This is a genomic window from Bradyrhizobium sp. S3.12.5 (genome assembly GCF_040548225.1).
Taxonomy (GTDB): domain Bacteria; phylum Pseudomonadota; class Alphaproteobacteria; order Rhizobiales; family Xanthobacteraceae; genus Bradyrhizobium; species Bradyrhizobium cytisi.
This window is the reverse complement of the sequence record NZ_JBEPRF010000002.1, coordinates 301279-327289: the sequence shown is the minus strand read 5'-3', so window position 1 is coordinate 327289 and position 26011 is coordinate 301279. Positions and strand designations below refer to the sequence as shown.

Genomic DNA, 26011 nt, shown 5'->3' with positions numbered 1-26011 from the left:
GCTTGCGAGGCGGGCTCATGACCTGCTAAACCGCTGCCGGCGATTTTACGCGCATTTTCAAAGGGCAAGCCTCCCATTCGTATGGCATTTTCAAGCCGTTCGCGGGGCGCAATAAGCTCACTGACCGAGCCGATTTAGGAACTGGACAAGGCATGCTCGAAAAGCACCGTGAGAATGAGGTTCATGTCGACAAGGTCGAGCAAGGGCCTGCGTCCTCCATCGCCTTCGGGCTGGAGCGCATCGGGCTGATCGCCGTCCGGGCGCCGATCGTCTCCTGCATCATCCTGGTCGTGCTGATCGTCGGCGCGGTGTTCGGCATCTACCGGATCAAGATCGACGATTCGCTGTCCCAGCTGTTCCGCTCCAACACGCCGGAATTCCGCCAGTATGAGGCGGTGACGAAGAAATTCCCGGCCGAGGAATTCGACGTTCTCGTCGTGGTCGAGGGCAAGAACCTCCTGGCGCGAAACAATCTTGAGAAGCTGCGCGACTTCATCACTGACATGCAGCTGGTCGAGGGCACCCGCGGTTTGGTCTCGCTGTTCTCCGCGCGCCAGGCGCCGGCGCCGGGCAAGCTGCCGGCCGCGCTGTTCCCGGCCGAGCTGCCCGAAGGCGCGGCCTATGACCAGTTCATCGAGACCGTCAAAAACAACGAGATCATCCGCGGCAAGCTCTTGTCTGAGGACGGCACGCTCGCGCTGATCGTGCTGTCGCTCGATCCCGAGGTGGTCGCCTCCAGCAAGCTCACGAAGACCGTCGGCGACATCCGCGCGCTGATGAAGGAGGATCTCGGCGAGACCGGCCTCAGCGTACAGCTCTCCGGCGTGCCGGTGATGCAGCTCGAGATCCGCAACGCGGTCGAGCGCGACGGCCTCACCTACAACGTCCTCGGCATTCTCGCCGGCTGCGTCATCGCCATCATCTTCTTCCGCAAGATCTCGTTCATGGTGGTGGCGGCGTTCCCGCCGATGATCGCGATTTTGATCGCACTCGGCGCGCTCGGCTGGGCCAATTTCAACCTGAACATGTTCCTGAACGTGATGACCCCGCTCATCATGGTGATCTCGTTCTCGGACTCGATGCAGCTCACCTTCGCCGCACGCGACCGGCTGATCGCGGGCCAGGACAAGTTCACCGCGTTCAGGAATGCGGTGCTGGTGGTGGGCCCGGCCTGCGTGCTGACGCACGGCACCGCTGGCATTTCCTTCATCGCACTTCAGTTCTCGGACTCCGACCTGATCCGCAAATTCGGCGAGGCGGGCCTTGCCGCGACCATCATCGCGCTGGTCACGGTGCTATCGCTGGTGCCGGTGTTCGGCGTGCTGTTCGTGCGCAACGAGAAGCTCTTTGCCGTCAAGTTCCAGACCGCGGATGCCGGCGTGCAGGCGCTGCGTAATTTCTGCTACTGGATCGCGGTGCGCATGGTCGGCCGACCCGGCCTGTTCAGCCTGATCGCACTGCTGTTCGTCGCCAGCCTCGGCGTCGTCTACGCCAATCTGCAGCCGCGCTACCGGCTCGCCGACCAGGTGCCGGACAAGCGCCAGGCGGTGGCCGCCAGCAACCGGCTCGACGCCAAGCTGACCGGCGCAAATCCGGTCAACGTGCTGATCCAGTTCCCCAAGGGCGAAACGCTCTACTCGCCGGAGACGCTGCAAACCATTGCGGACGTGCACGCGACCGTGGAGAAGGCGGCCGGCGTCGGCAATGTCTGGTCGCTGGAGACGCTGCGCCGCTGGCTGGCCGAAAAGGCCGGCAGCGACGATGTCGCGACGCTCAAGGAATATGTCAACGTCATCCCCGAGCATCTGGTGCGAAGGTTCATCGATGCCGAGCAGGATGCGGTGGTCGTGGCCGGCCGCGTGCCGGACAAGGACTCCAGCCAGCTCCTGCCGATCGTCGACAAGCTCGACACCGAGCTCGACGCCGTCCGCAAGAAACACCCCGGCTACGAGGTCGCCGTCACCGGGCTTGCCGCCATCGCCGCGCGCAATTCGGCCGGCATGATCGAGAAGCTGAACCGCGGGCTCACCGTCGAATTCGCGATGGTCGCGATCTTCATTGGGCTGGCCTTCCGCTCCTGGGTGGTGATGTTCGCCTGCATCCTGCCGGGCATTTTCCCGGTGGTGATGTCGGGAACGGTGCTGTGGGCGATGGGCGAGGGGCTGCAATTCGCCAGCGTCGTCGCGCTCACCGTCTCGTTCGGCCTGGGCTTGAGCGCCACCATCCACTTCCTCAATCGCCTGCGATTGGAGAGTAAGCCCGGCGTCGGTTCGGCGATCGCGGTGGAGCGGGCGACCGTGCTGGTCGGCCCCGCGCTGATCCTGACCACGCTGGTGCTGGCCTGCGGCCTCGTCGTCACCGTGTTCTCGGACCTGCCCTCGCTGCGGCTGTTCGGCTGGCTCAGCGCCTTCTCGATGGTGGCGGCGCTGGTGGCCGACCTCTTCATCCTCCGGCCGACGGCGATGTGGTTGATCAACCTGCACGCCAGGCTTCAGGGGCCCGACAAGCCGGCGATCTGAGCGGGGTCATCACGCTGCCACCGAATCGCAAGCACTCTGGCTGCTATTCGGAGGCGCCATGCGTGACGTGCGACACGACAGCTCCATCACGACGTTTCAACAGAAGCGGGGCGGCGATTCGGCCGCCTTCCTTGTCCCGTTTCTCAAGCCGAAGATGACCCTGCTTGACGTGGGCTGCGGCCCGGGGACCATCACGGCTGCGCTTGCCGGGATCGTTGCCAAGGCGATCGGCGTCGACATCGAGCCGAACGCGATCGCGGCCGCGCATCAGCTGGCCGCGCGTGCCGGCCTGACCAATCTGGCCTTTGTCGAAGCCGACATGACGGCGCTTCCGTTCGAGGATGCCGCGTTCGACGCGGTGTTCTTTCACGCCGTGCTCTACCATCAGAGCGAGGCGATGTTGATGCGAACGCTGGCGGAGGCGCAACGGGTGCTGAAGCCGGGCGGGGTGCTGGGCACACGTGACGCCGATGTCGGCGGCAATATTCTCCATCCCGAACTCGACGGCGTGCGCCTCGCGCTCGACCTCTGGCAACGCTGGTACGGTCACGACGATTCCAAGACACTTCGCTTCGGCCGCAGGCAGAGCTCGATCCTGCGCGCGCACGGGTTCACGCCGCTCTGGGCCGGCGCAAGCTATGTCAACCACAGCGCCGATGCGGCAAGCCGCGCCGAGGCAGTCGCGGATGCCAGGCGGAGCCTTCTCGGCCTCGGGCCGCAGCTCCTGGGCAGGCGGCTGGCCACCGACGACGAGATCGGGGCGGCCCTTGCCGGATGGGACGCCTGGGGGCGCGATCCCGATGCGGTCTACTTCAGATGCCGATGCGAATGCGTCGCGCGCAGGGATTGATCCGGCTGTCTCACGCACCGATGCGGACGATCCCGTAAGGGTTGAACTTGAAATCGTCCTCCGGGTAGTCCGATTGTCGCGAAAGGCTAAGCCCGCGATCAGCCAGCGCCGCATCGATGCCGCGTTCGGTCATGGCGTCGGCGATCTCGTCGATGAGACGCGCCGCATCGCGGTCGCTGCCGCGGGATTTTGCGACATAAATCTCCGGCAGCCCGACCAGATGAAAGCCGACGCTTTCATTGTAAGTCGTGCCGTCGAGCGGACGCTTGGCAAGGGCGAGGCGGCAGGCCCGGCTCATGGCTGCCGTGACGGCGAGGCCCCGATTCGTCTTCGCCGCCGTCTTGCATTCGGCCGCGAGTTGCATCCACCGCTCGAGGCCGTGGGCGACGCCCGCGCTTTCGCCTTTCACGGCGGTCGCGCCGGCGTCGATCATCTCCTCCACGATGCGCAAGGCTGCGGCCGAATAGGCGACCGCCTTCTGCTGCTCCATCGGCGGGCTCAGCACGTAGAGCACGGATTTGTGGTTGGCGACGGCGGCCTCATCGGCGGTGGACCACGCATTGGGAAAGACCCGGTCCCAACACACGGCGAACGATCGTGCCATATGCGGATCGGGCTGCGCTTGCGAATAGGTGCGGTCGATCTCGAAACCGAAATCGGCGATCGTGTTTGCGGCCGCTTTCGGCGGATGCAACAGGCTCTCATTCTTACCGAGGAAACAGAGCACGTGGCGTGGCTTGATTGCCGAAGACGGCATCTGCGGTCCTCCTTGGGCTGGCGATTGATCGCTAGCCCAGGCCCGGTGAGTTGCGAGGAGCCCAAATCCCCAACCTAGTCCCCAAAGCAGCTGTCTGCGAAATCGGTTCATTCAGTAAAAAGCCCCCGGCTCGCGAAAAACCGGGGGCGTGTTCCTCTTGGAGGCGGGAAGAGCGATCAGCTCTTCGTCATCGTGATATTGACGCCGCGGATCTCGCCCTTGGACGAGATCTGCACCGTCTGCTTGGTGCCGTTGGTGCGCAGCGTCAAATTGGCGGCAAAGCCGTTGGCCTCGACGAACACGTCGATCTGGCCGCCGCCGGCGGTGCCCTGGAGATTGCCGAAGATGTTGCGACTGGACTCGCTCCAATTGCCGGAGATGCGGTCGCCCTGGCTGGTCACGTCGCTGGTGAGGTCGAATTTGTAGCTGTCGGAGGCGCAGTGCAGGGCTTGCTTCAGGTTGAGGCCGGTGCCGCCAACTTTGTAGTCCGCCTTGCAGCGGATGTGCTCGGTGGAACCGTCGGACAGCGCCACAGTGCCGGTACCGGTCCAGGCGCCATCGAAACCGGCGAACGGTCCGGACGACTGAGCGTGGCTTGCCGAAACCGAGAAGAGCAGCGCCGCGCCAATGCCGGCTGCCTTGATCGCCTGTCCAGATCGTCCAAAGAACTTCATCTCAAATATCCCGTTTTGGAACGACGCCGCTCATGGCAGGACGTCTCGCCACATCGAAAGTTTAGTGTTCCGAACCCGTGTCAGGTTCAAGCCTGGCCGCCCACGATGTCAGGTGCGCAAAGCGCTCCCGCGTTGGTCCGAGCCCGGATTCCCTCTGTTTCCATGTGTTTCCGGCCGAAAAAGCGGATCGGACAGATGCAGCTCTGCAACAGGTGCCGTCCAAAACGCGACCTGCCCGAATTATGACGTAGTATCAACCTCTTACATCTGCCAATGAAGGCCTAGGGAAGACCTGATTTGGTAGGGGTGGCGCCAATTTGGCCGCATTTGCCAGCGCTTGTGCCTTCTCCGGTGCCGCCCTTTCCGCGGCAACTTGCCATCAGAACAATCCGTTCCCGTCGTCCGCCCTGTGCTGTCCGGGACTGGTGCGATTCTGCCGTCAGAATGAAGGAATACAATGCGTAAGCTTCTCGTCGCTCTCACCGTGCTGTCGGCAACCCTGTCCACGGCTGCGTTCGCCCAGCAGGGGCGTGGCACGGACGCCGAGCAGAAGGCCTGCACGCGCGACGTGCAGAAGTTCTGCCGTCCGGTCATCGACCAGGGCGATTTCACCGTTCTGGCCTGCCTCAAGGAGAACCGGGCCAAGATCTCGCAGGCCTGCGACCAGGTCCTGAAGAACCACAATCAGTAAGCTCGGCCGCTGGCCCACAAAGGCGGCCGTGGGGCCGCCTTTTTCACGCCGGATCCGCAGGGCTGCCATCGAGAGACAGGATTGGTTTTGCGGCCGTATTCCCCTATATGGGGGCCGCGGCGGCGTCGCCGGCATGAGCCTGCGCGAGCGCAAAAGCCTTTCCTGTCCAAACGATTGTTGATCAGCCCTCGATGACCTCTGCGAGCGAATTGCGATCCGGTAAGGGTGACCGCGACGAGAATTTTCCCGTCGCGTCCTGGATCATTCATCCGCGTCATCGCGCGCTGATCCTGGCGTATTACAATTTCGTCCGCACGGCCGACGACATCGCCGACCACGCGACCCTGCCGGCGGACGAAAAGCTTCGCTATCTCGACCTGCTCGAGGCGGAACTGCTCGGCAAGGACGAGACCAAGGGCGACACCCAGGCTGAAGCCGTCGCGCTGCGGCACGCGCTGGCCGAGCGGGGCATGGCACCGCGCCACGCGCTGGACGTGCTCATCGCGTTCCGCATGGACGTGACAAAACTGCGCTACGAGAGCTGGGACGAGGTCATCCACTATTGCCGCTATTCGGCGATGCCGGTCGGCCGCTTCATGCTCGACGTCCATGGCGAGAGCACCTCGACCTGGGCCGCGTCGGATGCGCTCTGCGCGGGCCTTCAGATCAACAACCACCTCCAGGATTGCGGCAAGGATTTCCGCGAGCTCAATCGCGTCTATCTGCCGCGCGATGTACTGGCCGCAAGCGGCGCCGCGGTCGAGCAGCTTGGACTTGCGCAGTCGCCGCCGGCGATGCTGGCCTGCCTCCAGGGGCTCGCCGTGCGCAACGAAGCGCTGCTCAACGAGGGCAGGTCGCTGAGCGCGGAGATCAGGGATGTCCGCCTCGGCGTCGACGTCGCGGTGATCCAGGCCTATGCGGACCGCATCGTGCGCCTCTTGAAGGTGCGCGATCCCCTGCGCGAGCGCGTGCATCTGAACAAGCTTGAGCTGCTCACCTTCAGCCTCGCCGGCATGATCGGCGAAATCGGCCGCCGCGCGATCGGCCGCAAGGCCATCTCCAGACCTGGGACTGCCCATGACGCTTGAGGCGACCACGCCCGGCGCCAATTATGGCTCGACCGCATCCGGCAGCTCCTTCTATGCCGCGATGCGCATCCTGCCGCGCGACCAGCGCGAGGCGATGTTCCAGATCTACAGCTTTTGTCGCCAGGTCGACGACATCGCCGATTCCGACGGCCCGCGCGACGAGCGGCTCGCCGCGCTCCAGGAATGGCGCAACGACATCGACGCGCTCTACCAGGGCAATCCGCCGCCCCGGCTGAAGGACTACGCCGCCTCGGTGAAGACCTTCGGGCTGAAGCGTGAGGATTTCCTCGCAATTGTCGACGGCATGGAGATGGACGTGCCGCAGGACATCCGTGCCCCCGACATGGCGACGCTCGATCTCTACTGCGATCGTGTTGCCAGCGCCGTCGGGCGGCTGTCGGTGCGGGTGTTCGGCCTGCCGGAAGAGGACGGCATCCTGCTCGCCCATCACCTCGGCCGCGCGCTGCAGCTCACCAACATCCTGCGCGACATCGACGAGGACGCAGGCCTCGGCCGGCTCTATCTGCCGCGCGAGGCGCTGCTGCATGCCGGCATCACGTCCAACGATCCGGACCGTGTGATCGCCGAGCGCGCGCTGCCGAAAGTCTGCCTGCCGCTGACGCAGCGCGCGAAGATGCATTTCGAGAAGTCGGACGAGATCATGAGCCGCAACAAGCGCCGCGCGGTGCGCGCGCCGCGGATCATGTCGAAGTACTATCACGCCATTCTGGACCTCCTGATCGCGCGCGGCTTCGACGCACCGCGCGAGCCGGTGCGTGTGTCGAAGGTCACACGCTTCGCGATCCTGTTCCGCTACGCTTTCATCTGATGCAAAACACAGCTCACATCATCGGCGCCGGAATTTCCGGCCTCTCCGCCGCCGTGCGGCTCGCCAATGCCGGCTTCAAGGTCGCCGTGCACGAGGCGACGCAGCAGGCCGGCGGCCGCTGCCGCTCCTATTTCGACGGCGCCACCAATCTCACCATCGACAACGGCAATCATCTGCTGCTGTCGGGCAACAGCCACGCGCGCGCCTATGCGCGCTCGATCGGCACCGAGGCAGGCCTGGTCGGCCCTGAAACCGCGCAGTTTCCCTTCGTCGACATCAAGACCGGGCAGCGCTGGCAGATCGATCTCGGTTCCGGCCGGCTGCCGACCTGGGTGCTCGACGAGGGCCGCCGCGTTCCCGACACCGGTCTGACCGACTACCTCAAGCTGGCGCCGCTGATCTGGGCGTCGGAAGCGACGCTGGTCGGTAAATCCATTCCTTGCGAAGGCATTCTCTATCAGCGCCTGGTGCAGCCGCTGCTGCTCGCGGCGCTCAATGTCGATCCCCCCGAGGGTTCGGCGGGGCTTGCCGGCGCAATCGTGCGCGAGACGCTGCTCGCGGGCGGGCAGGCCTGTCGTCCGCTGATCGCGCGCGACGGCCTCAGCGCTGTGCTGATCGAGCCTGCCGTGACGTTTTTGATCGAGCGCGGTCACTCCGTTCAGCTCGGCCATGAGTTGCGGTCCTTCGTCAGCAATGACGGCAAGGTGACCGCGCTCAATTTTGGCGGCGAGGACGTGATCCAGCTTGGCGTCGGCGATGTCATCGTGATGGCGGTGCCGCCGCGCTCCGCTGCGAGCCTGCTGCCCGGCCTGAAGACGCCGACCGAATTCCGCGCCATCGTCAACGCGCATTTCCGCATTGAGCCGCCTCCGGGTTCGGCGCCAATCCTGGGTGTGATCGGCGGCGTTGTGGAATGGCTGTTCGCGTTCCCGAACCGGCTCTCGGTGACCATCAGCAACGGCGACCGTCTCGTCGACATGCCGCGCGAGGAACTCGCGCAGGTGATCTGGAACGACGTCTGCGAGGCCGGCGGCGTCTCCGGCGAACTGCCTCCTTGGCAGATCGTACGCGAGCGTCGTGCCACATTTGCGGCCACGCCGGCGCAGAATGCCCTGCGTCCGGGGCCGGTCACCGCACTGAAAAACCTGTTCCTTGCCGGCGACTGGACTGCTACGGGATTGCCAGCAACGATCGAGGGATCGGTCAGGTCCGGCGATCGCGCCGCCGATCTGGTTTTGGCCGCCAAAGGATCCTGAAAAGCGGCCCTGACGGGCAATGTCCCCGTCACTTTCAATCGACTATCGGAGCAATCGAGCGACATGGATTCGGTGAACGCGACCAGCCGCGAAGCTTTGGAATCGAGCACCCTGGAATCGAGCATTGCGTCAGCCACGCAAGGCGTTCTCGGCTTGCAGCAATCCGACGGCCATTGGGTGTTCGAGCTCGAGGCCGACTGCACGATCCCGGCCGAATACATCCTGCTGCGCCATTACCTCGCAGAGCCCGTCGACACCGTGCTCGAGGCCAAGATCGGCAACTATCTGCGCCGCGTCCAGGGCGCCCATGGCGGCTGGCCGCTGGTGCATGACGGCGAGTTCGACATGAGCGCCAGCGTGAAGGCCTACTTCGCGCTCAAGATGATCGGCGATTCCACAGACAGCCCGCACATGGTGCGTGCGCGCGAGGCGATCCACGCACGCGGTGGCGCGATCAACAGCAACGTCTTCACCCGCTTCCTGCTCGCGACGTTCGGCGTGGTGAGCTGGCGCGCGGTGCCGGTGCTGCCGATCGAGATCGTGCTGCTGCCGTTCTGGTCGCCGTTCCACCTCAACAAGATCTCCTACTGGGCGCGCACCACCATGGTGCCGCTGATGGTCATCGCCGCGCTGAAGCCGCGCGCGAAGAATCCGAAGGGCGTCGGCATCGACGAGCTGTTCTTGCAGGATCCGCGCTCGATCGGCATGACCGCCAAGGCGCCGCATCAGAGCATGGCCTGGTTCCTGCTGTTCCGCGCGCTCGACGCGATCCTGCGTGTCGTCGAACCGATGTTTCCGAAGCGCCTGCGCCAGCGCGCGATCGATGCCGCGCTCGCTTTCACCGAGGAGCGGCTCAACGGCGAGGACGGCATGGGCGCGATCTATCCGCCAATGGCCAACATCGTCATGATGTATGACGCGCTCGGCAAGGACGAGAATTTTCCGCCGCGTGCGATCACGCGCCGGGGCATCGACAAGCTGCTCGTGATCAAGGGCGAGGAGGCCTACTGCCAGCCCTGCGTCTCGCCGGTGTGGGACACGACCCTGACCGCGCATGCGCTGCTTGAGGCCGGCGGTGACAAGGCGGTGCCTGCTGCGAAGCAGGGCCTCGACTGGCTGATCCCGAAGCAGGAGCTCGAGGTGAAGGGCGACTGGGCGGTGAAACGGCCCGGCGTGCGTCCGGGCGGCTGGGCGTTCCAGTACAACAATGCCCATTACCCCGATCTCGACGACACCGCCGTGGTGGTGATGTCGATGGATCGCATGCGCCGGGAACACGGTGCGACCGGCTATGACGCGGCGATCGACCGCGGCCGGGAGTGGATCGAGGGCATGCAGAGCGACGACGGCGGCTGGGCGGCCTTCGACGTCGACAACCTCGAATATTACCTGAACAACATCCCGTTCTCGGACCACGGCGCGCTGCTCGATCCGCCGACCGAGGACGTCACCGCGCGCTGCATCTCGATGCTGGCCCAGCTTGGCGAGACCGCGAAGACCAGCAAGCACGTCGCCGACGGCGTGGCCTACCTCAGGAGGAGCCAGCACCCGGAAGGGTCTTGGTACGGCCGCTGGGGCATGAACTTCATCTACGGAACCTGGTCGGTGCTATGTGCCCTCAATATGGCCGGAGTTCCCCACACCGATCCCATGATGCGCAAGGCGGCCGGCTGGCTGGCCTCGATCCAGAACGAGGACGGCGGCTGGGGCGAGGACGCCGTCAGCTACCGGTTGGACTACAAGGGCTGGGAACCCGCCCCGTCGACCGCCTCGCAAACGGCATGGGCCTTGCTTGCCCTGATGGCGGCTGGCGAGGTTGATCACCCGGCCGTCGCCCGCGGGGTGGAGTACCTGATTGCAACACAGAACGAAAAAGGACTGTGGGACGAGAGCCGTTACACCGCCACAGGCTTCCCCCGCGTGTTCTATCTGCGGTACCATGGTTACCCTAAGTTCTTCCCGCTGTGGGCGCTCGCGCGGTATCGGAACTTGCGGAACACCAACAGCAGGGTGGTAGGGGTCGGAATGTGACTTTGGGGACGGGGGACTATGTTACCGCGGGTCAAGCCGTTGACCCGCGACCGATACTGATCGTGACCGGTCTGGTTCAGGAGGCCCGCATTGCTGCCGGGCCCGGAATGGCGGTCATTTGCTCGTCCAGCAGCCCGACGCAATTGCGGGCGCTTCTGACGGTGGTGGATCCCGAAACGATTCGTGGCGTGATCTCGTTCGGCGTGGCCGGCGGGCTCGACCCGACGCTGCGCTCCGGCGACGTCGTGGTGGCGACCGAGGTGCTCTCGGGCGATACCCGCTGGGCCGCGGGCCTTTCGCTCAGCGACGACCTCATCGACAAGCTGACCTCCGGCCGCCGCCGCGTCGTGCGCGGTTCCCTTGCCGGCGCCGAGGAAGTGGTCACGGGCAGCTCGTGCAAGGCGGCGCTGCATTCCGTGACCGGCGCCTCCGCCGTCGACATGGAAAGCCACATCGCGGCCGCCTACGCCGCCGAGGCCGGCCTGCCGTTCGCCGCGGTCCGCGTCATCAGCGACCCCGCCCACCGCGCGCTGCCGGCGCTCGCGCGTGCCGCGATCAAGCCGAACGGCCAGATCGACCTCGCCGCGGTCCTGCGTGGCATCGTGCGCAATCCGGCAACGCTGCATGCGCTGGTCTCGACCGGCATCGACTTCAACCGCGCGCTGCGCTCGTTGCGCGGCTGCCGCGACTTCCTGATCGGCACGGAGCTCGTCGACAGCGAGGCGTTGGTGGCAGAGACGGTCTGAGCGGGTGCTTCGAGCTGACAAGAGAAAGAGCCCGGTCGCGATTGGCGATCGGGCTTTTTATTTGAGCTGCCGCAATCGTCATCACAGGTGAGGTCGCAATCACTCAATGAGGTCTCGGCACCGCCGCCACCGAACGACTTGAATGTGAGCCCGCCTACGCCTATCTTACGTTCGTCTTACATCAAGAAGGTCAGGCCAATGGCCGGCGCGGAAAAGCTCACCACCACCGTTTCCACCAAGGGACAGGTCATCCTGCCCAGCGCCATTCGCCAGCGGCGGGAATGGAAGGCGGGAACGCGGCTCACGGTCGAGGACACCCCGGAGGGCGTGCTGTTGAAGCCGGCCCCGGCCTTTGCCGAGACACGGCCGGAGGACGTATTCGGCGTCTTGGCCCACCGCGGCAAGCCGAAAACACTGGAAGAGATGGACGAAAGCGTGCTTGCCGAAGCCAGGCGGCGGCATGATCGCGATTGATACCAACCTGATCGTCCGCTACCTGACCGGGGACCACGCCACGCAATCCGCACTTGCCCGCGCCTTGATCGACGGCGAGAAAGTCTTCGCCGCTATCACGGTGCTCCTCGAAGTCGAATGGGTGCTTCGAAGCGCGTACGAGTATCAGGCCGCGGACGTCGTGCGCGCGCTTCGCCTCTTCTCGGGACTTCCGACTGTCACGGTCGAGGACGGTCCAATGGTTGCGGCGGCGCTCGACCTTGCTGGGAAGGGAATGGATTTCGCGGATGCTCTGCATCTGACAAGATCCGGACATTGCGAGAGCTTCGTCACCTTCGATCGCAAGCTCGTCAGGGCCGCGAAAGCGGCCGGCCATGAGGGAGTGCGCGAAGCACGGTCATCGCGGTGAAACTACGCGACGGCACTGAAACGGTCTCAGCCCGTAGGATGGATTGAGCCCTTGCGAAACCCATCTCTTGATTACCGCTCTCGCCTTTGTCCCGTACAACTCTCATGCACCGGGGCCGCTGTGATATTCATTGCGCTGGAGGACGCGGAAGCCGAACCAACCCCAGTACACACAATGGCGCTGAATGAGACCATCGTCGTTGAGATCCATCGCCTCGACGAAGTCCATTTGCTCGCCCTTGCCGGCATCGCGCGGGTATTCCCAAATCAGGCGCTTGCCATCGGTGAGATAGCCAGTCCGAAAATATTGGCGTACAGGCGGCTTGCGGATCGCGAGAATGTCGAACAGCGGCCGGATTTCCTTGTGCCCGTGAAGATAACCCCGGTCGATGCCCAGAAGGTGCGGCACGAGCGGGCTTTCGAACCAGGCGTCATCGGCATAGAGCGCGAGCAATCCGTCCGCATCGTTATGCGACAGCGCATCGTTCCAGGCAAAGTACATCCGTTCGACCGGCGTCGACCCGGCGGTAACGAGGTTCCTCGGCAGTGTCTTCTCGTCCATTGCGTCACTCCGTCTAGCTGACCACGCCCCCGCATTGTCGAGTGGATTTCGATCTGCTTGCCGATCAGAAGTCGCCTTCCCGGATATATGGCTGCACCCAAAGCGTCGCCTGAAGGATCACCGACTTCCACCACGCATCGTACATTCGGTTGACAATGTCCGGTGGATGGCCGCGCTTGGCGAGAAACGGCCGCATCGGCACGACGATGGTGGAACAAAATGCCAGTAGATCACGTGCACGAATGTGGCCAAGCGTGTGCCCGTGGTCCGTCTTGTTCTTCTTTGTCCGATGGTGCCGCAGCCCGATCTCGAATTGGTAATCGAGCCAGGCCTGATCGTACTTGGCACGGGCCGTATCGGTCACCCACCGCCCGAATCGCTTTGCGACGGCGCCTGCATATTCGGTATCGACCTTATGCGTCTTGGGATCTTCGTCGTAGGCGCGCAGATGAGGGTGATCAAAAATGACACCCCGCCAAACCTTCAGCAAATCATCAACCTGATTGGCAAGTATCTCCTCCGACATTCGGAGGTAGACGACATCTTCCTCGGAAAAGAGCGCCGATTTCTTTAACTCCTCCCATTCCTCCAATGTGATCGGCGATTTAGCGACCTTGTCGGTTCCGTAGTCGTATCCAGGGATCTTCTGTTTCTCTTTCACCTCATCCATTGTGTGTAACTCCTTGCTTGCTCCTGCTTTGATGGGTGAGCGATTGTGCCAGCCGGGTACGCCGGAGTTTCGGAGGCGAGGAACGCGATACTTTGGCTGTAGAGCGCGTAACGCGTCTCCTCGAGATGCATCAGGTAGGTGCCGCGGCCGAGCTTAATGTCGCGGTTGACGGGCGAGGGTCCCGAAGAGCACCTTTCTGAAGCATCGCCGCTCCATTGCAGAGCGAAACGCACGCCCAAAGACATAGTTGCAGAGGCGGCGCGGCTTTCTGGTCGTGCCAAGTGCTTGAGCTGAACAAAGCAAAAGGCCCGATCGCCATTGGCGATCGGGCCTTTTCTGTTCGGTGCAGCCCAGCGCGCTTACGCCGCAGTCGAAGCCTTCCGTGCGGCCTTCTCCTGCGCCGCGGCGGCCTCGTCCTTGCGGATCTCGGAGAGCTTCTTCTGGACCTGCTCCGAGAAAATGTACTGCGCCGGGCGCTGGTTCGACATGTCGATCTCCGGCGCCATCGGGCCCGTGGTCCTGATGCCGCGCAGCGACACCCACATCGCCTTGATCGGGTTGTTGAGAGCGGCGGTCGCTGCCGTCGGCTCGTAGCCGCAATGGGCCATACAGTCGGCGCACTTCTCGTACTTGCCGGTGCCGTAGGTCTCCCAGTCGGTGGTGTCCATCAGCTCCTTGAAGGTTTTTGCGTAGCCTTCGCCGAGCAGGTAGCAGGGCTTCTGCCAACCAAAAATGTTGCGCGCGGGCATGCCCCACGGCGTGCACTCGTATTCCTGGTTGCCGGCGAGGAAGTCGAGGAACAGGCCGGAATGCATGAAGTTCCACTTCTTGCCCTTGCCCATCGCAAAGACGTCGCGGAACAGCTTCTTGGTCTTGGTGCGGTTGAGGAAGTGCGCCTGGTCCGGCGCGCGCTCATAGGCGTAGCCCGGCGACATCGAGACGCCGACGCCGAGCTCGACGGTGAGGTCGAGGAACTTCGCGATCTCCTCGGCCGGATGGCCGTCGAAGATGGTGGCGTTGACGTTGACGGTGAAGCCGCGCGCCTTCGCCGCCTTGATCGCGGAGACGGCGCGGTCGAACACGCCCTGCTGCGACACGGCCTTGTCGTGGTGCTCCTTCAGGCCGTCGAGATGCACGGAGAAGAACAAATAGGGCGAGGGCTCGAACAGGTCGAGCTTCTTCTCGAGCAGCAGCGCGTTGGTGCAGAGCGAGACGAACTTCTTGCGGGCGACCAGGCCGCGCACGATCTCGCCGATCTCCTTGTGGATCAGCGGCTCGCCGCCGGGGATCGCCACCATCGGCGCGCCGCACTCGTCGGCCGCGTCCCAGCACTCCTGTGCGGTCATGCGGCGGTTGAGGATCGCATCCGGATAGTCGATCTTGCCGCAGCCGACGCAGGCGAGGTTGCAGCGGAACAGCGGCTCCAGCATCAGCACGAGCGGATAGCGTTTGCGGCCAAGCAGTTTCTGCTTGAGCAAATAGCCGCCGATACGCATTTCCTTGAAGAAGGGGATTGCCATTACACGTTTCTTTCTGGGCTTGAAATTCGGATAGGTCAGCTTGCAGCCAGTTGGGCCGGAAGCCTGAATTCGATGTTTTCCTCGCGGCCCGGGAGCACCGAGACCGTCACCGGTCCGATCCGCCGCAGCGCTTCGATCACGTCATCCACCAGCACCTCGGGCGCCGAGGCGCCGGCCGTGAGGCCGACGGTTCTGGCACCCTTCAACCACTCCGGATTGAGCTCGCGGCCATCGGCGATCAGATAACTCGCGACGCCGGCTTCGGTGCCGATTTCGCGGAGCCTGTTCGAGTTCGAGCTATTGGCAGCGCCCACCACCAAAATCACGTCAACCAGTTTGCCCAATTCCCTTACCGCAGATTGGCGGTTCTGTGTCGCATAGCAGATATCCCGGATGTCGGGGCCTTGAATATCTGTAAATCGGGCCTGAAGGGCCCCGATAATGTCCTTGGTGTCGTCGACCGATAGCGTGGTCTGGGTGATGTAGGCCACTGGCGTATCCGCCGGCAGCGCCAGGGCCCTGGCCTCTTCAACGCTCTGGACCAGCAGAACGGGGCCGGCAACCTGGCCCATCGTGCCCTCGACCTCGGGGTGGCCGGAATGGCCGATCAGGATCAGGGTTCGGCCCCTGGTGATGTAGCGCTTCCCCTGATTGTGAACTTTCGTGACCAGGGGGCAGGTGGCGTTCAACACCGGAAGGTCGCGCGCGGCGGCCTCTTCCTCGACGCTGCGGGCGACGCCATGGGCACTGAAGACGGTAACAGCCTTCGGTGGAACTTCGGACAATTCCTCGACGAAGATCGCGCCTTTGTTCTTCAGGCTCTCGACGACGTATTTGTTGTGCACGATCTCATGGCGCACGTAGACAGGCGGACCGTATTTCTCCAGGGCCCGCTCCACGATCTCGATCGCGCGCACCACGCCCGCACAAAAGCCGCGCGGCTGCGCTAGATAAACTTCCATTGGACGCCCATCACGCAAGTTGCACCAATCCGCTCAATTGTCCCAGGCGGCACCCCGATACGGGCCAATGCTGCAATATCCGCACCATTGGTGTCGCGACCGCGGTAACAGCCCACCCCATCTCTGCCCAGGCGCATGCAGGCACAGCGCTTTGTGTCAAAAAATCGGCATTAAGGAAAGACGGAACGAGTCTAAGGGTTCCCCGTTAGGCCAATTCGAGGTACTATAATACTTCATTTCGCGTCAGCAAGACGGCGAGATTTGTGCTCACCCCTTCGTCACTTTACCGCCTCAACTCGACGGCTATACCGGCCGCTCCGCATGGTTTTGCCATGGTCTCCCGCGGTTTACTTCGAACCTGGTTCCCGCGAGAGCCACTCAAACAGCAATAGGTTTCGCGTGGGAACTCCGATAAACAGCGGGCGTTTCCGGCAGGCTGTTAACACTAGAAAGAAAAGAAGTGCTGCAGAGCGTAGTCGTTGCCATCGTCAGGGCCTGTACCCGGTTTGCCTCCCTCGTCGTCGTTGTCGGGCTCCTGCTGGCAGTAGGGGCGGGCTATTACGCGTCCCGGCACTTCGCCATCAACACCGACATCAATTCGCTGATTGCCCAGAATCTGGACTGGCGCCAGCGCGACCAGCAGTTCGACCGCGCTTTCGACCGCGACGCGACGATTCTCGCAGTCGTCGAGGCCAGGACGCCGGAGATGGCGACCGCAGCCGCGGACGCGCTGTTTGCCAAGCTGAAGGACAACAAGACCGAATTCCAGTCGATCCAGCAGCTCGGTACCGGTGAGTTCTTCGAGAAGAACGGCCTGTTGTTCCTGCCGACCGAGGAAGTCGGCAAGATCACCGGCCAGTTCGAATCCGCGGCGCCCCTGATCGAGATCATGGCCGGCGATCCGTCGATTCGCGGCCTGACCGGCGCGCTGGAGACCGGGCTCGCCGGCGTCAAGCGCGGCCAGGTCAAGCTCGACAGCACCGAGCGGCCGTTCAACCAGATCGCGCAGACGGTCGAGACCGTGCTCAACAAGGGCAATGCGAGCTTCTCCTGGCGCGAGCTCGTCAGCGATCAGCCGCTGTCGGATTCGGACAAGCGTGCCTTCATCGAGTTCAAGCCGGTCCTCGACTACAATGCGCTGGAGCCCGGCAAGGGCGCGACCGACGCGATCCGCAAGGCCGCGGTCGATCTCGATTTTGCGACCAAATATCAGGCGCGGGTGCGGCTGACCGGTCCGGTCCCGATCGCCAACGAGGAATACGCCACCGTCCAGGAAGGTGCTGTCGTCAACGGCGTCGGCACCGTCGTCGTCGTGCTCCTGATCCTCTGGCTCGCGCTGCATTCCTCGAAGATCATCTTCGCTGTGTTCGTCAATCTGTTCGTCGGCCTTGCGCTGACGACCGCTGGCGGCCTGATGATGGTCGGCTCGTTCAACCTGCTATCGATCGCGTTCGCCGTGCTGTTCGTGGGACTGGGCGTCGACTTCGGTATCCAGTACAGCGTCCGCTACCGCTCGGAGCGCTATAAGCACGACGATCTCTCCAATGCCCTGGTGCTTGCCGCCAAGCGCTCCGCGGTGCCGCTATCGCTGGCGGCGATGGCGACGGCCGCCGGCTTCCTCTGTTTCCTGCCGACCGACTACAAGGGCATTTCCGAGCTCGGCCAGATCGCCGGCGTCGGCATGCTGGTGGCGTTCCTCTCCAGCATCACGATACTGCCCGCGATGCTGAAGCTGCTGAACCCGCCGGGCGAGAGGGAGCCGGTCGGCTATGCCTTCCTGGCGCCGCTCGATTACTTCCTCGAGAAGCACCGGGTGCTGGTCGTGGGTGGCACGCTGCTGCTCGCGGTGGCCGGCCTGCCGCTGCTCTATTTCCTGAAGTTCGACTTCAACCCGATGAACCTGCGCAACCCGAAGGCCGAGTCGATCGCGACCTTCCTCGACCTTCGCAAGGATCCCAACACCGGCGCCAATGCCATCAACGTGATGACCAGGTCGGAGGAGCAGGCCAGGCAGGTTGAAGCGAAGCTGGAGAAGGTGCCGGAGGTGTTGCGCGTGATGTCGCTCGACAGCTTCGTGCCGGAGGACCAGCAGCCGAAGCTGAAGCTGATCGCGCAGGGCGCCAAGGTGCTGAACCCCGCGCTCAACCCCGACCAGATCGACCCGGCGCCGTCGGATCAGGAGAACGTCGATTCGTTGAAATCCTCGGTCGACAATCTGCGCCGCACCGCCGGTGACACCAAGGGCCCGGGCGCAGTCGCCTCGCGTCGGCTCGCGGACGCCCTCGAGAAGCTCGCCAATTCGGACGAGGCGACCCGCAACAAGGCGCAGGACGTGTTCGTCACGCCGATGAAGATCGTGTTCGACCAGCTCAGGAACGCGATGCAGGCCGAACCGGTCACCCTGAAATCACTGCCGCCCGATCTCGTGAACGCCTGGAAGAGCAAGGACGGAATCATCCGGGTCGAAGCTCAGCCGAAGGGCGATCCCAACGACAACGATACGCTGCGCAAGTTTGCGGCAGCGGTGCTCGAGGCCGAGCCGACCGCAATCGGCGGACCGGTTTCGATCCTGAAGTCCGGCGACACCGTGGTGAATGCATTCATCCATGCCGGCATCTATGCGTTGCTTGTGATCGGCCTGTTGCTGTGGATCACGTTGCGCCGCATCGTCGACGTGCTGATGACGCTGGTGCCGCTTCTGGTCGCCGGCGCGGTGACGCTTGAGATCTGCGTGCTGATCGGCCTGCCGCTCAACTTCGCCAACATCGTCGCGTTCCCGCTGCTGCTCGGCGTGGGCGTCGCGTTCAAGATCTATTATGTCGTGGCGTGGCGGTCCGGCAGAACAAACCTGCTTCAGACGAGCCTGACGCGTGCGATCTTTTTCAGCGCACTGACGACGGCGACCGCGTTCGGCAGCCTGTGGCTGTCGAGCCATCCGGGCACGTCCAGCATGGGCAAGCTGCTCGCACTTTCTCTGGTGACGACGCTTGCCGCAGTGCTGCTGTTTCAGCCGGCCCTAATGGGCAAACCCCGCAATCTCCGGGAGTAGGCAGATGTCGCCGACTGGATCGGCGGCACCTTTCTGACCGGGCTTGGCCGCGGTGACGCTCTTCGGAGCCGCCGCCGTCGGCGCAGGTGCCGCGGCACCCGGCGCTGCTGCCTTGGGCGCCGCACCTGTCGTCTTGGGCGCACCCTTCGCCGTGGCGCTGGCGGTGCTCAAGGGAATCGGCGGACCGACGCGGGTCCAGGTCTCGCCGCCGCACAGGAAGCCGAGCACGCAGCCCTTGATCTCGAGCTGATCGGTGCCGACAGGCGTGATGGTCGCACTATACATCTGACCATCCTTGGCGTTGTAGACCTGACCTTCCCACTGCTCGGCACCGGCCGTCTTCTTCATGTCGATCAGGGTCGCCATGCCCAGCGTCGGCCTGTTCTTTTTTGAGACATCCGGGTTGTTCTCGTCGCGGCCTCCGGGCTGCTTTTCCCAGGAAACCGCGCCCCACATGCTGCCATTGCATTGGGCGACGCGGATATTGGCAACGCCATCGGCGACCCGCCAGTCGCCGGTGGGATCGGCGGCGAGCGCCGGTGTCAGGCCGGCGTAACCGCCTGCCAGTATTATTCCGGTGTAAAGGGCCAAACGCATGAGTGTTCCTTGGCAGTGCAACATGGTCTAAAGCTGTGCTTGCGAAGATGGTCCGAAAAAGGGCAAAAGGCCGCACAGACCCTTTTCCGTTTGCTGACCGTTTTCAGTTGACGAAGCGGCCCTCAACCGAAGTATGTAGCGGATGAACAGTCCAAATCCAGACATGTCCCAGTTGTTCGCGGACCGTCAGGCCCAGCGCAGCACCCTGCATAATCGGTACCTGAACGAGCAGTTCGTCCGGGTTCTCAAGACCATCGGCTACGACGTCGGCTTCCAGAAGGGGCAGGGGCAATACCTCTTCGATCGCGAGGGGGCGCGTTATCTCGACCTCTTGTCCGGCTTTGGCGTGTTCGCAATCGGGCGCAATCATCCGGTGATGCGCGATGCGCTGAAAAGCGTGCTCGACGCCGATCTGCCCAATCTCGTCCAGTTCGACGTCTCGGTGCTCGCCGGCGTGCTCGCCGAGCGGCTTTTGAAATACGTTCCGTATCTCGACAAGGTGTTCTTCGCCAATTCCGGCGCCGAATGCGTCGAGGCGGCGATCAAGTTCGCGCGTGGCGCCACCGGCCGCCCCGGCATCGTCTACTGCGCCCACGGCTATCACGGCCTGACTTATGGCGCACTGTCGCTGACCGGTGATTCGAACTTCCGCACCGGCTTCGAGCCGCTGCTACCGGGCTGCACCTCAGTTCCGTTCAACGATCTTGCCGCGCTCGAAAAGGCGCTAGCCTCGCGCGAGGTCGCGGCCTTCGTGGTCGAGCCGATCCAGGGCAAGGGCGTCAACATGCCCTCCGACGAGTTCCTGCCGGGCGCGGCCGCGCTCTGCAAGAAGTACGGCACGCTGTTCGTTGCCGACGAGATTCAGACCGGCATGGGCCGCACCGGCCGCTTCCTCGCGGTCGAGCACTGGAACGTCGAGCCCGACATGGTGCTGCTGTCGAAGTCGCTCTCGGGCGGCCACGTGCCGGTCGGCGCCGTGCTGACGCGCAAGAGCATCTTCGACAAGATCTTCAACCAGATGGACCGCGCGGTGGTGCACGGTTCGACTTTCTCCAAGAACGATCTCGCGATGGCCGCCGGCATTGCCACGCTCGACGTGATGGAATCGGAGAAGCTGATCGAGTCCGCCGCCAAGCGCGGCGCCGAGCTTCGCCTCGCGCTCACCCGGATGGTGCCCGGCTACGAGCTCTTGAAGGAAGTGCGCGGCAAGGGCCTGATGATCGGCATCGAGTTCGGGCCGCCGAAATCGCTGCGGCTGCGGGCGTCCTGGAACGTGCTGGAGGCCGCCAACAAGGGCCTGTTCTGCCAGCTCATCACCGTGCCGCTGTTCAAGGATCACAAGGTCCTGACGCAGGTCGCCGGTCACGGCAGCCACACCATCAAGCTGCTGCCGCCGCTCACCATCACCGAAGAAGACTGCAGCTGGATCGAGCGCGCCTTCGACGAGGTCATCGCCGGCAGCCACAAGGTCCCCGGCGCGATCTGGTCGCTCGGCAAGACGCTGGTCGACAACGCGGTGCGAAGGTCGGCCTGATCTCGTCATTGCGAGCGAAGCGAAGCAATCCAGAGTCCCTCCGCGGAGACGATCTGGATTGCTTCGCTCCGCTCGCAATGACGGTGGAGACGTCTACCCCTCCACATTCGCCTTCATCGCCGCCTCGAACTTGTCGACGAATTCGGTGAGCTCGTCGCCGCCGATATCGCTGACGGCCCAGAAGTTCAGGCCGCGCTCGCCCCAGCGGCGGCAGTTGAAGCCCTGCATGGTCTGCGTCTTCGGCGGCCGGTGCTCGGTGCTCGCGGTCTGCGACACGAACAAATTGATGATGTGCTGCCGGCGCCGGTAGACCACGGCACCGATCGCGCGCGCATCGACATAGTCGAGCCGGCCGCCGACCAGCGTAAAGCCTTGCGCGGTGAGGTCGATCACGGGCGGGGCGACATCGAGCTTGCCGTTGAACCAGGGCTTGACCGTGTGCTGATCGGTCGAGACCACGTCGATGAGGTGGCCGGCCTGGAGCGAGCGCAGATGTGCGGAGACGACCTCCGAGAGAATGCGCTGCTGGTCGTCCTGGCGCAGCACCACGGCGACGACGCCGGAGGCGGCGAGCGCCGAGACTGCCGAACCCATCGCAAAACCGCGCAGCACGGAACGCCGGCTCGGCTGCGGCCGCGCTTGCGGCATCGACGCCTCGATACGGGCACGCAAGCCAGCGGGCGCGGTATAGCGCAGCTTGGTGTCGGCCAGCACGCGCTTCATCTCGCGCTGTGCCGCAAGCTCAGCCGTGCAGGCCGGGCAGCTTGCGATATGGGCTTCGACCTCGCGCGCATGGCCGGCATCGAGCTCGTTGTCGAGCAGCGCGTGAAGCAGGATTTGTGCTTCGTCGCAGGTCATTTCGAGTGCTCCTCTTCCGCCGTCCAGGCCGCGCGCAGCATGGCGCGGGCGCGGGCGAGGCGGGACATCACGGTGCCGACCGGGGCACCGACGGCTTCGGCAATTTCACGATAGGACAGGTTGCTGATCTCCCGCAGCACGAAGGTTTCCTTGAATGGCTCGGCGAGCGCGTCGATCATCTTGCGGATGGCGCCGGCGTCGCGGCTGCGCAGCACCTCGGTCTCCGGGCTCGCCTCGCTCTCCTGCCACATCGGCGTCTGGTCGGCGGCGCCGGGCGTGTCCTCAATCGCGGCGTGCGAGTGCGCGCGTCTGGCATATTCGGCGTTGCAGACGTTGCGCAGGATCGCGAACAGCCACGGCTTCATCGCCGGGCCGCGATAGCTGTCGAAGTGCTTCAGCGCGCGCAAATAGCATTCCTGCACCGCGTCCTCCGCGTCGGAGGCGTCGCGCAGCAGGTAGCGTGCGAGCGTGTAGACGTCGTCGAGATAAGGGAGCGCCGCCTCGCGGAAGCGCTGCGCCTTCTGGAAATCGTCGCTGACGGGCATCGCCTCTCGCTTTGCCTCTTGCTGCGTTTCGTATGTCGTTGCGAGCTTCGCGCCGTTGTTGGGCCTGACCGAAGGCACGCGAGCCCGGCCGGCGTGGGACCACCGGCCGGGCAAGACAGAGATGCCTTGGTTGGAGACGTTACTCAACCTTGATCATCCCGGTCATGTGCGGGTGCAACGAACAAAAATACTTGTAGTCGCCCGCATTGGTGAAGGTGAACGCGAACTTGTCGTCGGTGTCCAGGGTCTTGGACCTGAACTTGCCGGCCGACACCACGGTGTGGGGGATGTCGTCCCGGTTGGTCCAGGTCACGGTCGTGCCGACCTTGATCTTGAGCTCCGGCGGCTGGAAGACGAAATTGTCGATATGTACCTCCAGGTTGTCGTCGGCGCGGGCGATTGTGGCGGGTAGCAGGATGGCCGCGGCCAAAGTGAGACCGAGGTCGACCCCGAAGTCGCGGCGGTTGAGTGTCTTCATTGTCAGCTTCCGTTCAGCCCTGGATCAACCCTGCAGCGGCGTATCGATGATCGCGAGCCGCTGCTCGTTCTGCTTGAAGTTGATGCTGGCGACCCCGAGCATCGAACGGAGCTTGGCGTCCTCGACCTTCATCGGTCCGGGCGAGGCGGCGGTACCCGGCGCCGGCTGCGGGAACGCGGTCGAACGCGCCGTGTGGAAGGTGACGTTACCCTCGACCTTCTGCATCACCTGGTGGATGTGCCCGTTCAGCACGGTGACCGAGCCGAAGCCCTTGACGTGTTCGAGTGCGCGGCCGCCGTCCTCGGTGCCCCAGCCCCATTCCGGATAGACGGTCCAGAGCGGAATATGCGCGAACAAAACGACCGGCGTGGATTTCGACTTGCCGCGGAGGTCGTCCTCGAGCCAGGCAAGCTGCTCGGCGCCGAGATTGCCGAGGCCGCCGCCCTTGAGGTCGACGACGTTGACGAGGCCGACGAAGTGCACGCCGCCGGCGTCGAAGGAGTACCAGCCCTGGCCCTTGGTGCCGCGGCCGTAGCGCTCGCGATAGAACTTCACCTCTTCGTCGAGGAAGTCATGCTCGCCCGGCACGTAGTGCACGTCCAGCTTGGACTGCGAGATGATGCGATCGGCGTTGTCGAACTCGGAGGCTTTCGACAGATGAGTGATGTCGCCGGTGTGGATCATGAACGACGGCTTGACCGGCATCGCATTGATCTTGTTGACGGCTTCCTCCAGCGTGCCCAGCGCATTGGGGTTGGCCGGCTTGTCGAAGCCGACATGGCTGTCGCTGATCTGGAGGAAGGTCATGCCGGGCGCGGCGGCGGTTGCGGCCTCGGCTGAATCGATAATGCCAAGCGACCGCGGGACGCCGCCCGTGATGGTCCAGAGCACCCCGGTGCCTGCCCACGTCATGCACTCCAGCACCTTGCGGCGGCTGACGCCGTCTTCGCCGTGATCGTGTCCGCTCATCGCACGTCTCCCTTGGCCCGGAATTGGGCTTCGTGGAGGTGATTGGGGGAGGGGGCGGTTTATTCGCGGGGGGCGATGACGATTTCGTGAGGTGGGATCACGTAGGCCGGATGCAGCGCAGCGCCTGTTGGCGGCTCGACAGCGCGCAATTTGCTACGCTGCGCCAGGGAACATGAACGGGGATCTACGCCGAAAATTCCCGGACCGCCCGCAGCACGAGGGCAGGCGGATTGCCGATCTCGCCCGATTGCAACGTGGCGATCTCCGAGCCGGTGGGACCGAGGGAAAAGCGCTGACTGATCATGGTGATTGGATGCTACTTCGCATCCTCCATAATCATCGCCGCGCCCTTCTCGGCGATCATCGCGGTCGGCGTGTTGGTATTGCCCGAGGTGATCGTCGGCATGATCGAGGCGTCGACGACGCGAAGACCGCTGAGGCCATAGAACCGCAGGCGCTCGTCGACCACGGCCATGGGATCGCTCGCCGCGCCCATTTTCGCCGTGCCGACGGGATGGAAGATGGTGGTGCCGATATCGCCGGCGGCTTTTGCCAGCGAGGCATCGTCGTCGCCGACGGTGGGGCCGGGCAGATATTCGCGCGGGCGATATTTTGCCAGCGCCTTCTGCTGCATCAGGCGGCGCGTGGTGCGGATGGCGTCGGCGCCGACCTGGCGGTCGTCATCGGTCGACAGATAGTTCGGCGCGATGATCGGCTTTTCGTCCGGCGTCGCCGAGCGCAGACGCACAGTGCCGCGCGAGGTCGGCTGGAGATTGCAGGCGCTCACCGTGATCGCCGGGAAGCGGTGCAGGGGATCGCCGAACTTGTCGAGCGACAGCGGCTGCACGTGGAACTGGATGTTGGCGCGCGCGCGTGTCGCATCGGAACGCGTGAAGATGCCGAGCTGCGACGGCGCCATGGTCAGCGGACCGCGGCGGCGGAAGGCATAGTCGAGGCCCATCAGGCCGCGGCGGATCAGATTGTAATAGGTCTCGTTCAGCGTCCGCACGCCCTCGACCTTGTAGATCGCACGCTGCTGCAGATGGTCCTGTAGATTGCGGCCCACGCCGGGCTTGTCCATCACGATGTCGATGCCGAGCGGCGACAGCCAGTCGGAGGGCCCGATACCGGAGCGATGCAGCACCTGCACCGAGCCGATCGCGCCGGCCGACAGGACCACCTCGCGCTTTGCGCGCGCCTCGATGGTCTCGCCGTTCTGGATGAAGCGCACGCCGACGGCGCGGCCCTGCTCGATGATGAGACGGTCGACCAGCACATTCTTCTCGAGCCGCAGGTTCGGCCGGTTCAGCGCCGGCTTGAGGAAGCCGCGCGCCGACGACCAGCGCCGGCCGCGCTTCTGGTTGACGTGGAAATAGCTCGTGCCTTCGTTGTCGCCGGTGTTGAAATCCGGGATGCGCTTGATGCCCATTTCCTCGGCGGCATCACCAACCGCATCGAGAACGTCCCAGGACAGCCGCGGCGCCTCGATGCGCCAGCCCCCGCCGGTGCCGTGATGCTCGCTTGCGCCCAGGAAATGATCCTCGAGCCGTCTGAACAGCGGCAGCACGTCGTCATAGCCCCAGCCGGTCATGCCGAGCTGGCGCCAGTGATCGTAATCGGCGGCCTGTCCGCGCATCGAGATCATGGCATTGATCGCCGAGGAGCCGCCGATCACCTTGCCGCGGGGATAGGCGAGCGCGCGGCCGTTCAGGCCCGGCTCGGCCTCGGTCTTGAACATCCAGTCCGAGCGCGGATTGCCGATCGCGAAGAGATAGCCGACCGGAATGTGGAACCAGATCCAGTTGTCGTCGCCGCCGGCCTCGAGAATGAGGACGCGGTTCTTGAGCTCGGCCGACAGCCGGTTGGCCAGGATGCAGCCGGCCGTGCCGGCGCCCACGACAATGTAGTCAAACTCACCTTCGAGCCGCCTTGGCATTCTGCTTCCACCCGGATGGTCTCTAAACG

General features: G+C 64.1%; 24 protein-coding genes. 12 read left to right on the top strand and 12 right to left on the bottom strand.

Annotated elements, in window-relative coordinates; all coding sequences use genetic code 11:
* The first annotated feature begins 152 nt into the window (after window positions 1-152).
* Entirely contained in the window at window positions 153-2519 is a 2367-nt protein-coding gene (locus ABIC09_RS03590; protein ID WP_354108409.1) for an efflux RND transporter permease subunit, read from the top strand.
* 58 nt (window positions 2520-2577) lie between these two features.
* Window positions 2578-3369 (top strand): class I SAM-dependent methyltransferase, encoded by a 792-nt coding sequence (locus ABIC09_RS03585; protein ID WP_354084433.1) that lies wholly within the window; start codon window positions 2578-2580, stop codon window positions 3367-3369.
* A 10-nt stretch (window positions 3370-3379) separates the two neighbouring features.
* Here ABIC09_RS03585 and ABIC09_RS03580 read toward each other — a convergent pair whose 3' ends face one another.
* Together ABIC09_RS03580 and ABIC09_RS03575 are read right to left on the bottom strand one after the other, a co-directional pair.
* The gene (locus tag ABIC09_RS03580) at window positions 3380-4237 is read right to left on the bottom strand and encodes a hypothetical protein (RefSeq protein ID WP_502916811.1); all 858 of its coding nucleotides are present in this window, start codon (window positions 4235-4237) and stop codon (window positions 3380-3382) included.
* Between the two features lie 65 nt (window positions 4238-4302).
* Window positions 4303-4800: a hypothetical protein gene (locus tag ABIC09_RS03575; protein WP_148752094.1), complete on the bottom strand. Its 498-nt coding sequence runs from the start codon at window positions 4798-4800 to the stop codon at window positions 4303-4305.
* Window positions 4801-5257: 457 nt separating this feature from the next.
* On the opposite strand from ABIC09_RS03575, the gene ABIC09_RS03570 reads away from it, so the two are divergent.
* From ABIC09_RS03570 to ABIC09_RS03535, 8 genes are all read left to right on the top strand, one after another.
* On the top strand, window positions 5258-5491 hold the full coding sequence (locus ABIC09_RS03570) for a hypothetical protein (protein ID WP_027533949.1): 234 nt from the start codon (window positions 5258-5260) through the stop codon (window positions 5489-5491).
* A gap of 191 nt (window positions 5492-5682) precedes the next feature.
* The gene (gene hpnC / locus ABIC09_RS03565) at window positions 5683-6579 is read left to right on the top strand and encodes a squalene synthase HpnC (RefSeq protein WP_354108408.1); all 897 of its coding nucleotides are present in this window, start codon (window positions 5683-5685) and stop codon (window positions 6577-6579) included.
* A complete protein-coding gene (gene hpnD, locus ABIC09_RS03560) occupies window positions 6569-7408 on the top strand; it encodes a presqualene diphosphate synthase HpnD (protein WP_148752092.1) in 840 nt (279 codons plus the stop codon). Before hpnC ends, hpnD begins: the two co-directional genes overlap by 11 nt.
* A complete protein-coding gene (gene hpnE / locus ABIC09_RS03555) occupies window positions 7408-8664 on the top strand; it encodes a hydroxysqualene dehydroxylase HpnE (protein WP_354108407.1) in 1257 nt (418 codons plus the stop codon). The genes hpnD and hpnE overlap by 1 nt, the downstream gene beginning before the upstream one ends.
* Window positions 8665-8727: 63 nt before the next feature.
* Window positions 8728-10695: a squalene--hopene cyclase gene (shc, locus tag ABIC09_RS03550; RefSeq protein WP_354108406.1), complete on the top strand. Its 1968-nt coding sequence runs from the start codon at window positions 8728-8730 to the stop codon at window positions 10693-10695.
* A complete protein-coding gene (locus tag ABIC09_RS03545; protein ID WP_354031845.1) occupies window positions 10692-11441 on the top strand; it encodes a phosphorylase in 750 nt (249 codons plus the stop codon). Before shc ends, ABIC09_RS03545 begins: the two co-directional genes overlap by 4 nt.
* A gap of 198 nt (window positions 11442-11639) precedes the next feature.
* Window positions 11640-11915 carry an AbrB/MazE/SpoVT family DNA-binding domain-containing protein gene (locus ABIC09_RS03540; protein WP_148752088.1) on the top strand — a complete coding sequence of 92 codons (276 nt, stop codon included), beginning with the start codon at window positions 11640-11642 and terminating at the stop codon, window positions 11913-11915.
* Window positions 11902-12303 (top strand): type II toxin-antitoxin system VapC family toxin, encoded by a 402-nt coding sequence (locus tag ABIC09_RS03535; protein ID WP_354031846.1) that lies wholly within the window; start codon window positions 11902-11904, stop codon window positions 12301-12303. Before ABIC09_RS03540 ends, ABIC09_RS03535 begins: the two co-directional genes overlap by 14 nt.
* Before the next feature lie 102 nt (window positions 12304-12405).
* Here ABIC09_RS03535 and ABIC09_RS03530 read toward each other — a convergent pair whose 3' ends face one another.
* The 4 genes from ABIC09_RS03530 to ispH all read right to left on the bottom strand — a co-directional run bounded on the left by ABIC09_RS03530 (window position 12406) and on the right by ispH (window position 16016).
* On the bottom strand, window positions 12406-12864 hold the full coding sequence (locus ABIC09_RS03530; protein ID WP_354108405.1) for a nuclear transport factor 2 family protein: 459 nt from the start codon (window positions 12862-12864) through the stop codon (window positions 12406-12408).
* Window positions 12865-12928: 64 nt separating this feature from the next.
* Window positions 12929-13534, bottom strand: a complete 606-nt coding sequence (locus tag ABIC09_RS03525; RefSeq protein ID WP_354108404.1) for a protoglobin domain-containing protein — start codon at window positions 13532-13534, stop codon at window positions 12929-12931.
* 359 nt (window positions 13535-13893) lie between these two features.
* Window positions 13894-15054 carry an adenosyl-hopene transferase HpnH gene (hpnH, locus tag ABIC09_RS03520; RefSeq protein ID WP_354031849.1) on the bottom strand — a complete coding sequence of 387 codons (1161 nt, stop codon included), beginning with the start codon at window positions 15052-15054 and terminating at the stop codon, window positions 13894-13896.
* A gap of 35 nt (window positions 15055-15089) precedes the next feature.
* The gene (ispH, locus tag ABIC09_RS03515) at window positions 15090-16016 is read right to left on the bottom strand and encodes a 4-hydroxy-3-methylbut-2-enyl diphosphate reductase (RefSeq protein WP_148752136.1); all 927 of its coding nucleotides are present in this window, start codon (window positions 16014-16016) and stop codon (window positions 15090-15092) included.
* 460 nt (window positions 16017-16476) lie between these two features.
* Between ispH and hpnN the strand changes: the two genes are divergently transcribed.
* A complete protein-coding gene (gene hpnN / locus ABIC09_RS03510) occupies window positions 16477-19065 on the top strand; it encodes a hopanoid transporter HpnN (RefSeq protein ID WP_354108403.1) in 2589 nt (862 codons plus the stop codon).
* Here the strand turns inward: hpnN and ABIC09_RS03505 are convergent.
* Window positions 19033-19662, bottom strand: a complete 630-nt coding sequence (locus ABIC09_RS03505) for a DUF2147 domain-containing protein (protein WP_187434943.1) — start codon at window positions 19660-19662, stop codon at window positions 19033-19035. The two genes, hpnN and ABIC09_RS03505, sit on opposite strands and share 33 nt — an antisense overlap.
* Before the next feature lie 142 nt (window positions 19663-19804).
* On the opposite strand from ABIC09_RS03505, the gene hpnO reads away from it, so the two are divergent.
* Window positions 19805-21196: an aminobacteriohopanetriol synthase HpnO gene (hpnO, locus tag ABIC09_RS03500; RefSeq protein WP_354108402.1), complete on the top strand. Its 1392-nt coding sequence runs from the start codon at window positions 19805-19807 to the stop codon at window positions 21194-21196.
* A gap of 93 nt (window positions 21197-21289) precedes the next feature.
* On the opposite strand, the gene ABIC09_RS03495 is transcribed toward hpnO, so the two are convergent.
* From ABIC09_RS03495 to ABIC09_RS03475, 5 genes are all read right to left on the bottom strand, one after another.
* Window positions 21290-22054 carry an anti-sigma factor family protein gene (locus tag ABIC09_RS03495; RefSeq protein WP_148752080.1) on the bottom strand — a complete coding sequence of 255 codons (765 nt, stop codon included), beginning with the start codon at window positions 22052-22054 and terminating at the stop codon, window positions 21290-21292.
* Complete coding sequence (locus tag ABIC09_RS03490; RefSeq protein WP_187434942.1) at window positions 22051-22599, bottom strand: sigma-70 family RNA polymerase sigma factor; 549 nt, start codon at window positions 22597-22599, stop codon at window positions 22051-22053. Before ABIC09_RS03490 ends, ABIC09_RS03495 begins: the two co-directional genes overlap by 4 nt.
* Before the next feature lie 139 nt (window positions 22600-22738).
* Window positions 22739-23077 (bottom strand): cupredoxin domain-containing protein, encoded by a 339-nt coding sequence (locus tag ABIC09_RS03485; RefSeq protein WP_148752078.1) that lies wholly within the window; start codon window positions 23075-23077, stop codon window positions 22739-22741.
* A 24-nt stretch (window positions 23078-23101) separates the two neighbouring features.
* The gene (locus ABIC09_RS03480; RefSeq protein ID WP_354108401.1) at window positions 23102-24046 is read right to left on the bottom strand and encodes a metallophosphoesterase family protein; all 945 of its coding nucleotides are present in this window, start codon (window positions 24044-24046) and stop codon (window positions 23102-23104) included.
* A gap of 316 nt (window positions 24047-24362) precedes the next feature.
* Window positions 24363-25982, bottom strand: a complete 1620-nt coding sequence (locus ABIC09_RS03475) for a GMC family oxidoreductase (protein WP_354108400.1) — start codon at window positions 25980-25982, stop codon at window positions 24363-24365.
* Between the last annotated feature and the right edge of the window lie 29 nt (window positions 25983-26011).

What these genes read in the sequence shown, in the direction of transcription:
- shc (WP_354108406.1), top strand. Translation starts at nt 8,728, where the DNA reads ATGGATTCGGTGAACGCGACCAGCCGCGAAGCTTTGGAATCGAGCACC.
- hpnO (WP_354108402.1), top strand. Translation starts at nt 19,805, where the DNA reads ATGAACAGTCCAAATCCAGACATGTCCCAGTTGTTCGCGGACCGTCAG.
- ABIC09_RS03495 (WP_148752080.1), bottom strand. Translation starts at nt 22,054, where the DNA reads ATGACCTGCGACGAAGCACAAATCCTGCTTCACGCGCTGCTCGACAAC.
- ABIC09_RS03570 (WP_027533949.1), top strand. Translation starts at nt 5,258, where the DNA reads ATGCGTAAGCTTCTCGTCGCTCTCACCGTGCTGTCGGCAACCCTGTCC.
- ABIC09_RS03475 (WP_354108400.1), bottom strand. Translation starts at nt 25,982, where the DNA reads ATGCCAAGGCGGCTCGAAGGTGAGTTTGACTACATTGTCGTGGGCGCC.
- hpnH (WP_354031849.1), bottom strand. Translation starts at nt 15,054, where the DNA reads ATGGCAATCCCCTTCTTCAAGGAAATGCGTATCGGCGGCTATTTGCTC.
- ABIC09_RS03485 (WP_148752078.1), bottom strand. Translation starts at nt 23,077, where the DNA reads ATGAAGACACTCAACCGCCGCGACTTCGGGGTCGACCTCGGTCTCACT.
- ABIC09_RS03580 (WP_502916811.1), bottom strand. Translation starts at nt 4,237, where the DNA reads ATGAACCGATTTCGCAGACAGCTGCTTTGGGGACTAGGTTGGGGATTT.
- ABIC09_RS03530 (WP_354108405.1), bottom strand. Translation starts at nt 12,864, where the DNA reads ATGGACGAGAAGACACTGCCGAGGAACCTCGTTACCGCCGGGTCGACG.
- ABIC09_RS03540 (WP_148752088.1), top strand. Translation starts at nt 11,640, where the DNA reads ATGGCCGGCGCGGAAAAGCTCACCACCACCGTTTCCACCAAGGGACAG.
- ABIC09_RS03480 (WP_354108401.1), bottom strand. Translation starts at nt 24,046, where the DNA reads ATGAGCGGACACGATCACGGCGAAGACGGCGTCAGCCGCCGCAAGGTG.
- hpnD (WP_148752092.1), top strand. Translation starts at nt 6,569, where the DNA reads ATGACGCTTGAGGCGACCACGCCCGGCGCCAATTATGGCTCGACCGCA.
- ispH (WP_148752136.1), bottom strand. Translation starts at nt 16,016, where the DNA reads ATGGAAGTTTATCTAGCGCAGCCGCGCGGCTTTTGTGCGGGCGTGGTG.
- ABIC09_RS03525 (WP_354108404.1), bottom strand. Translation starts at nt 13,534, where the DNA reads ATGGATGAGGTGAAAGAGAAACAGAAGATCCCTGGATACGACTACGGA.
- ABIC09_RS03505 (WP_187434943.1), bottom strand. Translation starts at nt 19,662, where the DNA reads ATGCGTTTGGCCCTTTACACCGGAATAATACTGGCAGGCGGTTACGCC.
- ABIC09_RS03590 (WP_354108409.1), top strand. Translation starts at nt 153, where the DNA reads ATGCTCGAAAAGCACCGTGAGAATGAGGTTCATGTCGACAAGGTCGAG.
- ABIC09_RS03535 (WP_354031846.1), top strand. Translation starts at nt 11,902, where the DNA reads ATGATCGCGATTGATACCAACCTGATCGTCCGCTACCTGACCGGGGAC.
- ABIC09_RS03585 (WP_354084433.1), top strand. Translation starts at nt 2,578, where the DNA reads ATGCGTGACGTGCGACACGACAGCTCCATCACGACGTTTCAACAGAAG.
- ABIC09_RS03575 (WP_148752094.1), bottom strand. Translation starts at nt 4,800, where the DNA reads ATGAAGTTCTTTGGACGATCTGGACAGGCGATCAAGGCAGCCGGCATT.
- hpnC (WP_354108408.1), top strand. Translation starts at nt 5,683, where the DNA reads ATGACCTCTGCGAGCGAATTGCGATCCGGTAAGGGTGACCGCGACGAG.
- hpnE (WP_354108407.1), top strand. Translation starts at nt 7,408, where the DNA reads ATGCAAAACACAGCTCACATCATCGGCGCCGGAATTTCCGGCCTCTCC.
- ABIC09_RS03490 (WP_187434942.1), bottom strand. Translation starts at nt 22,599, where the DNA reads ATGCCCGTCAGCGACGATTTCCAGAAGGCGCAGCGCTTCCGCGAGGCG.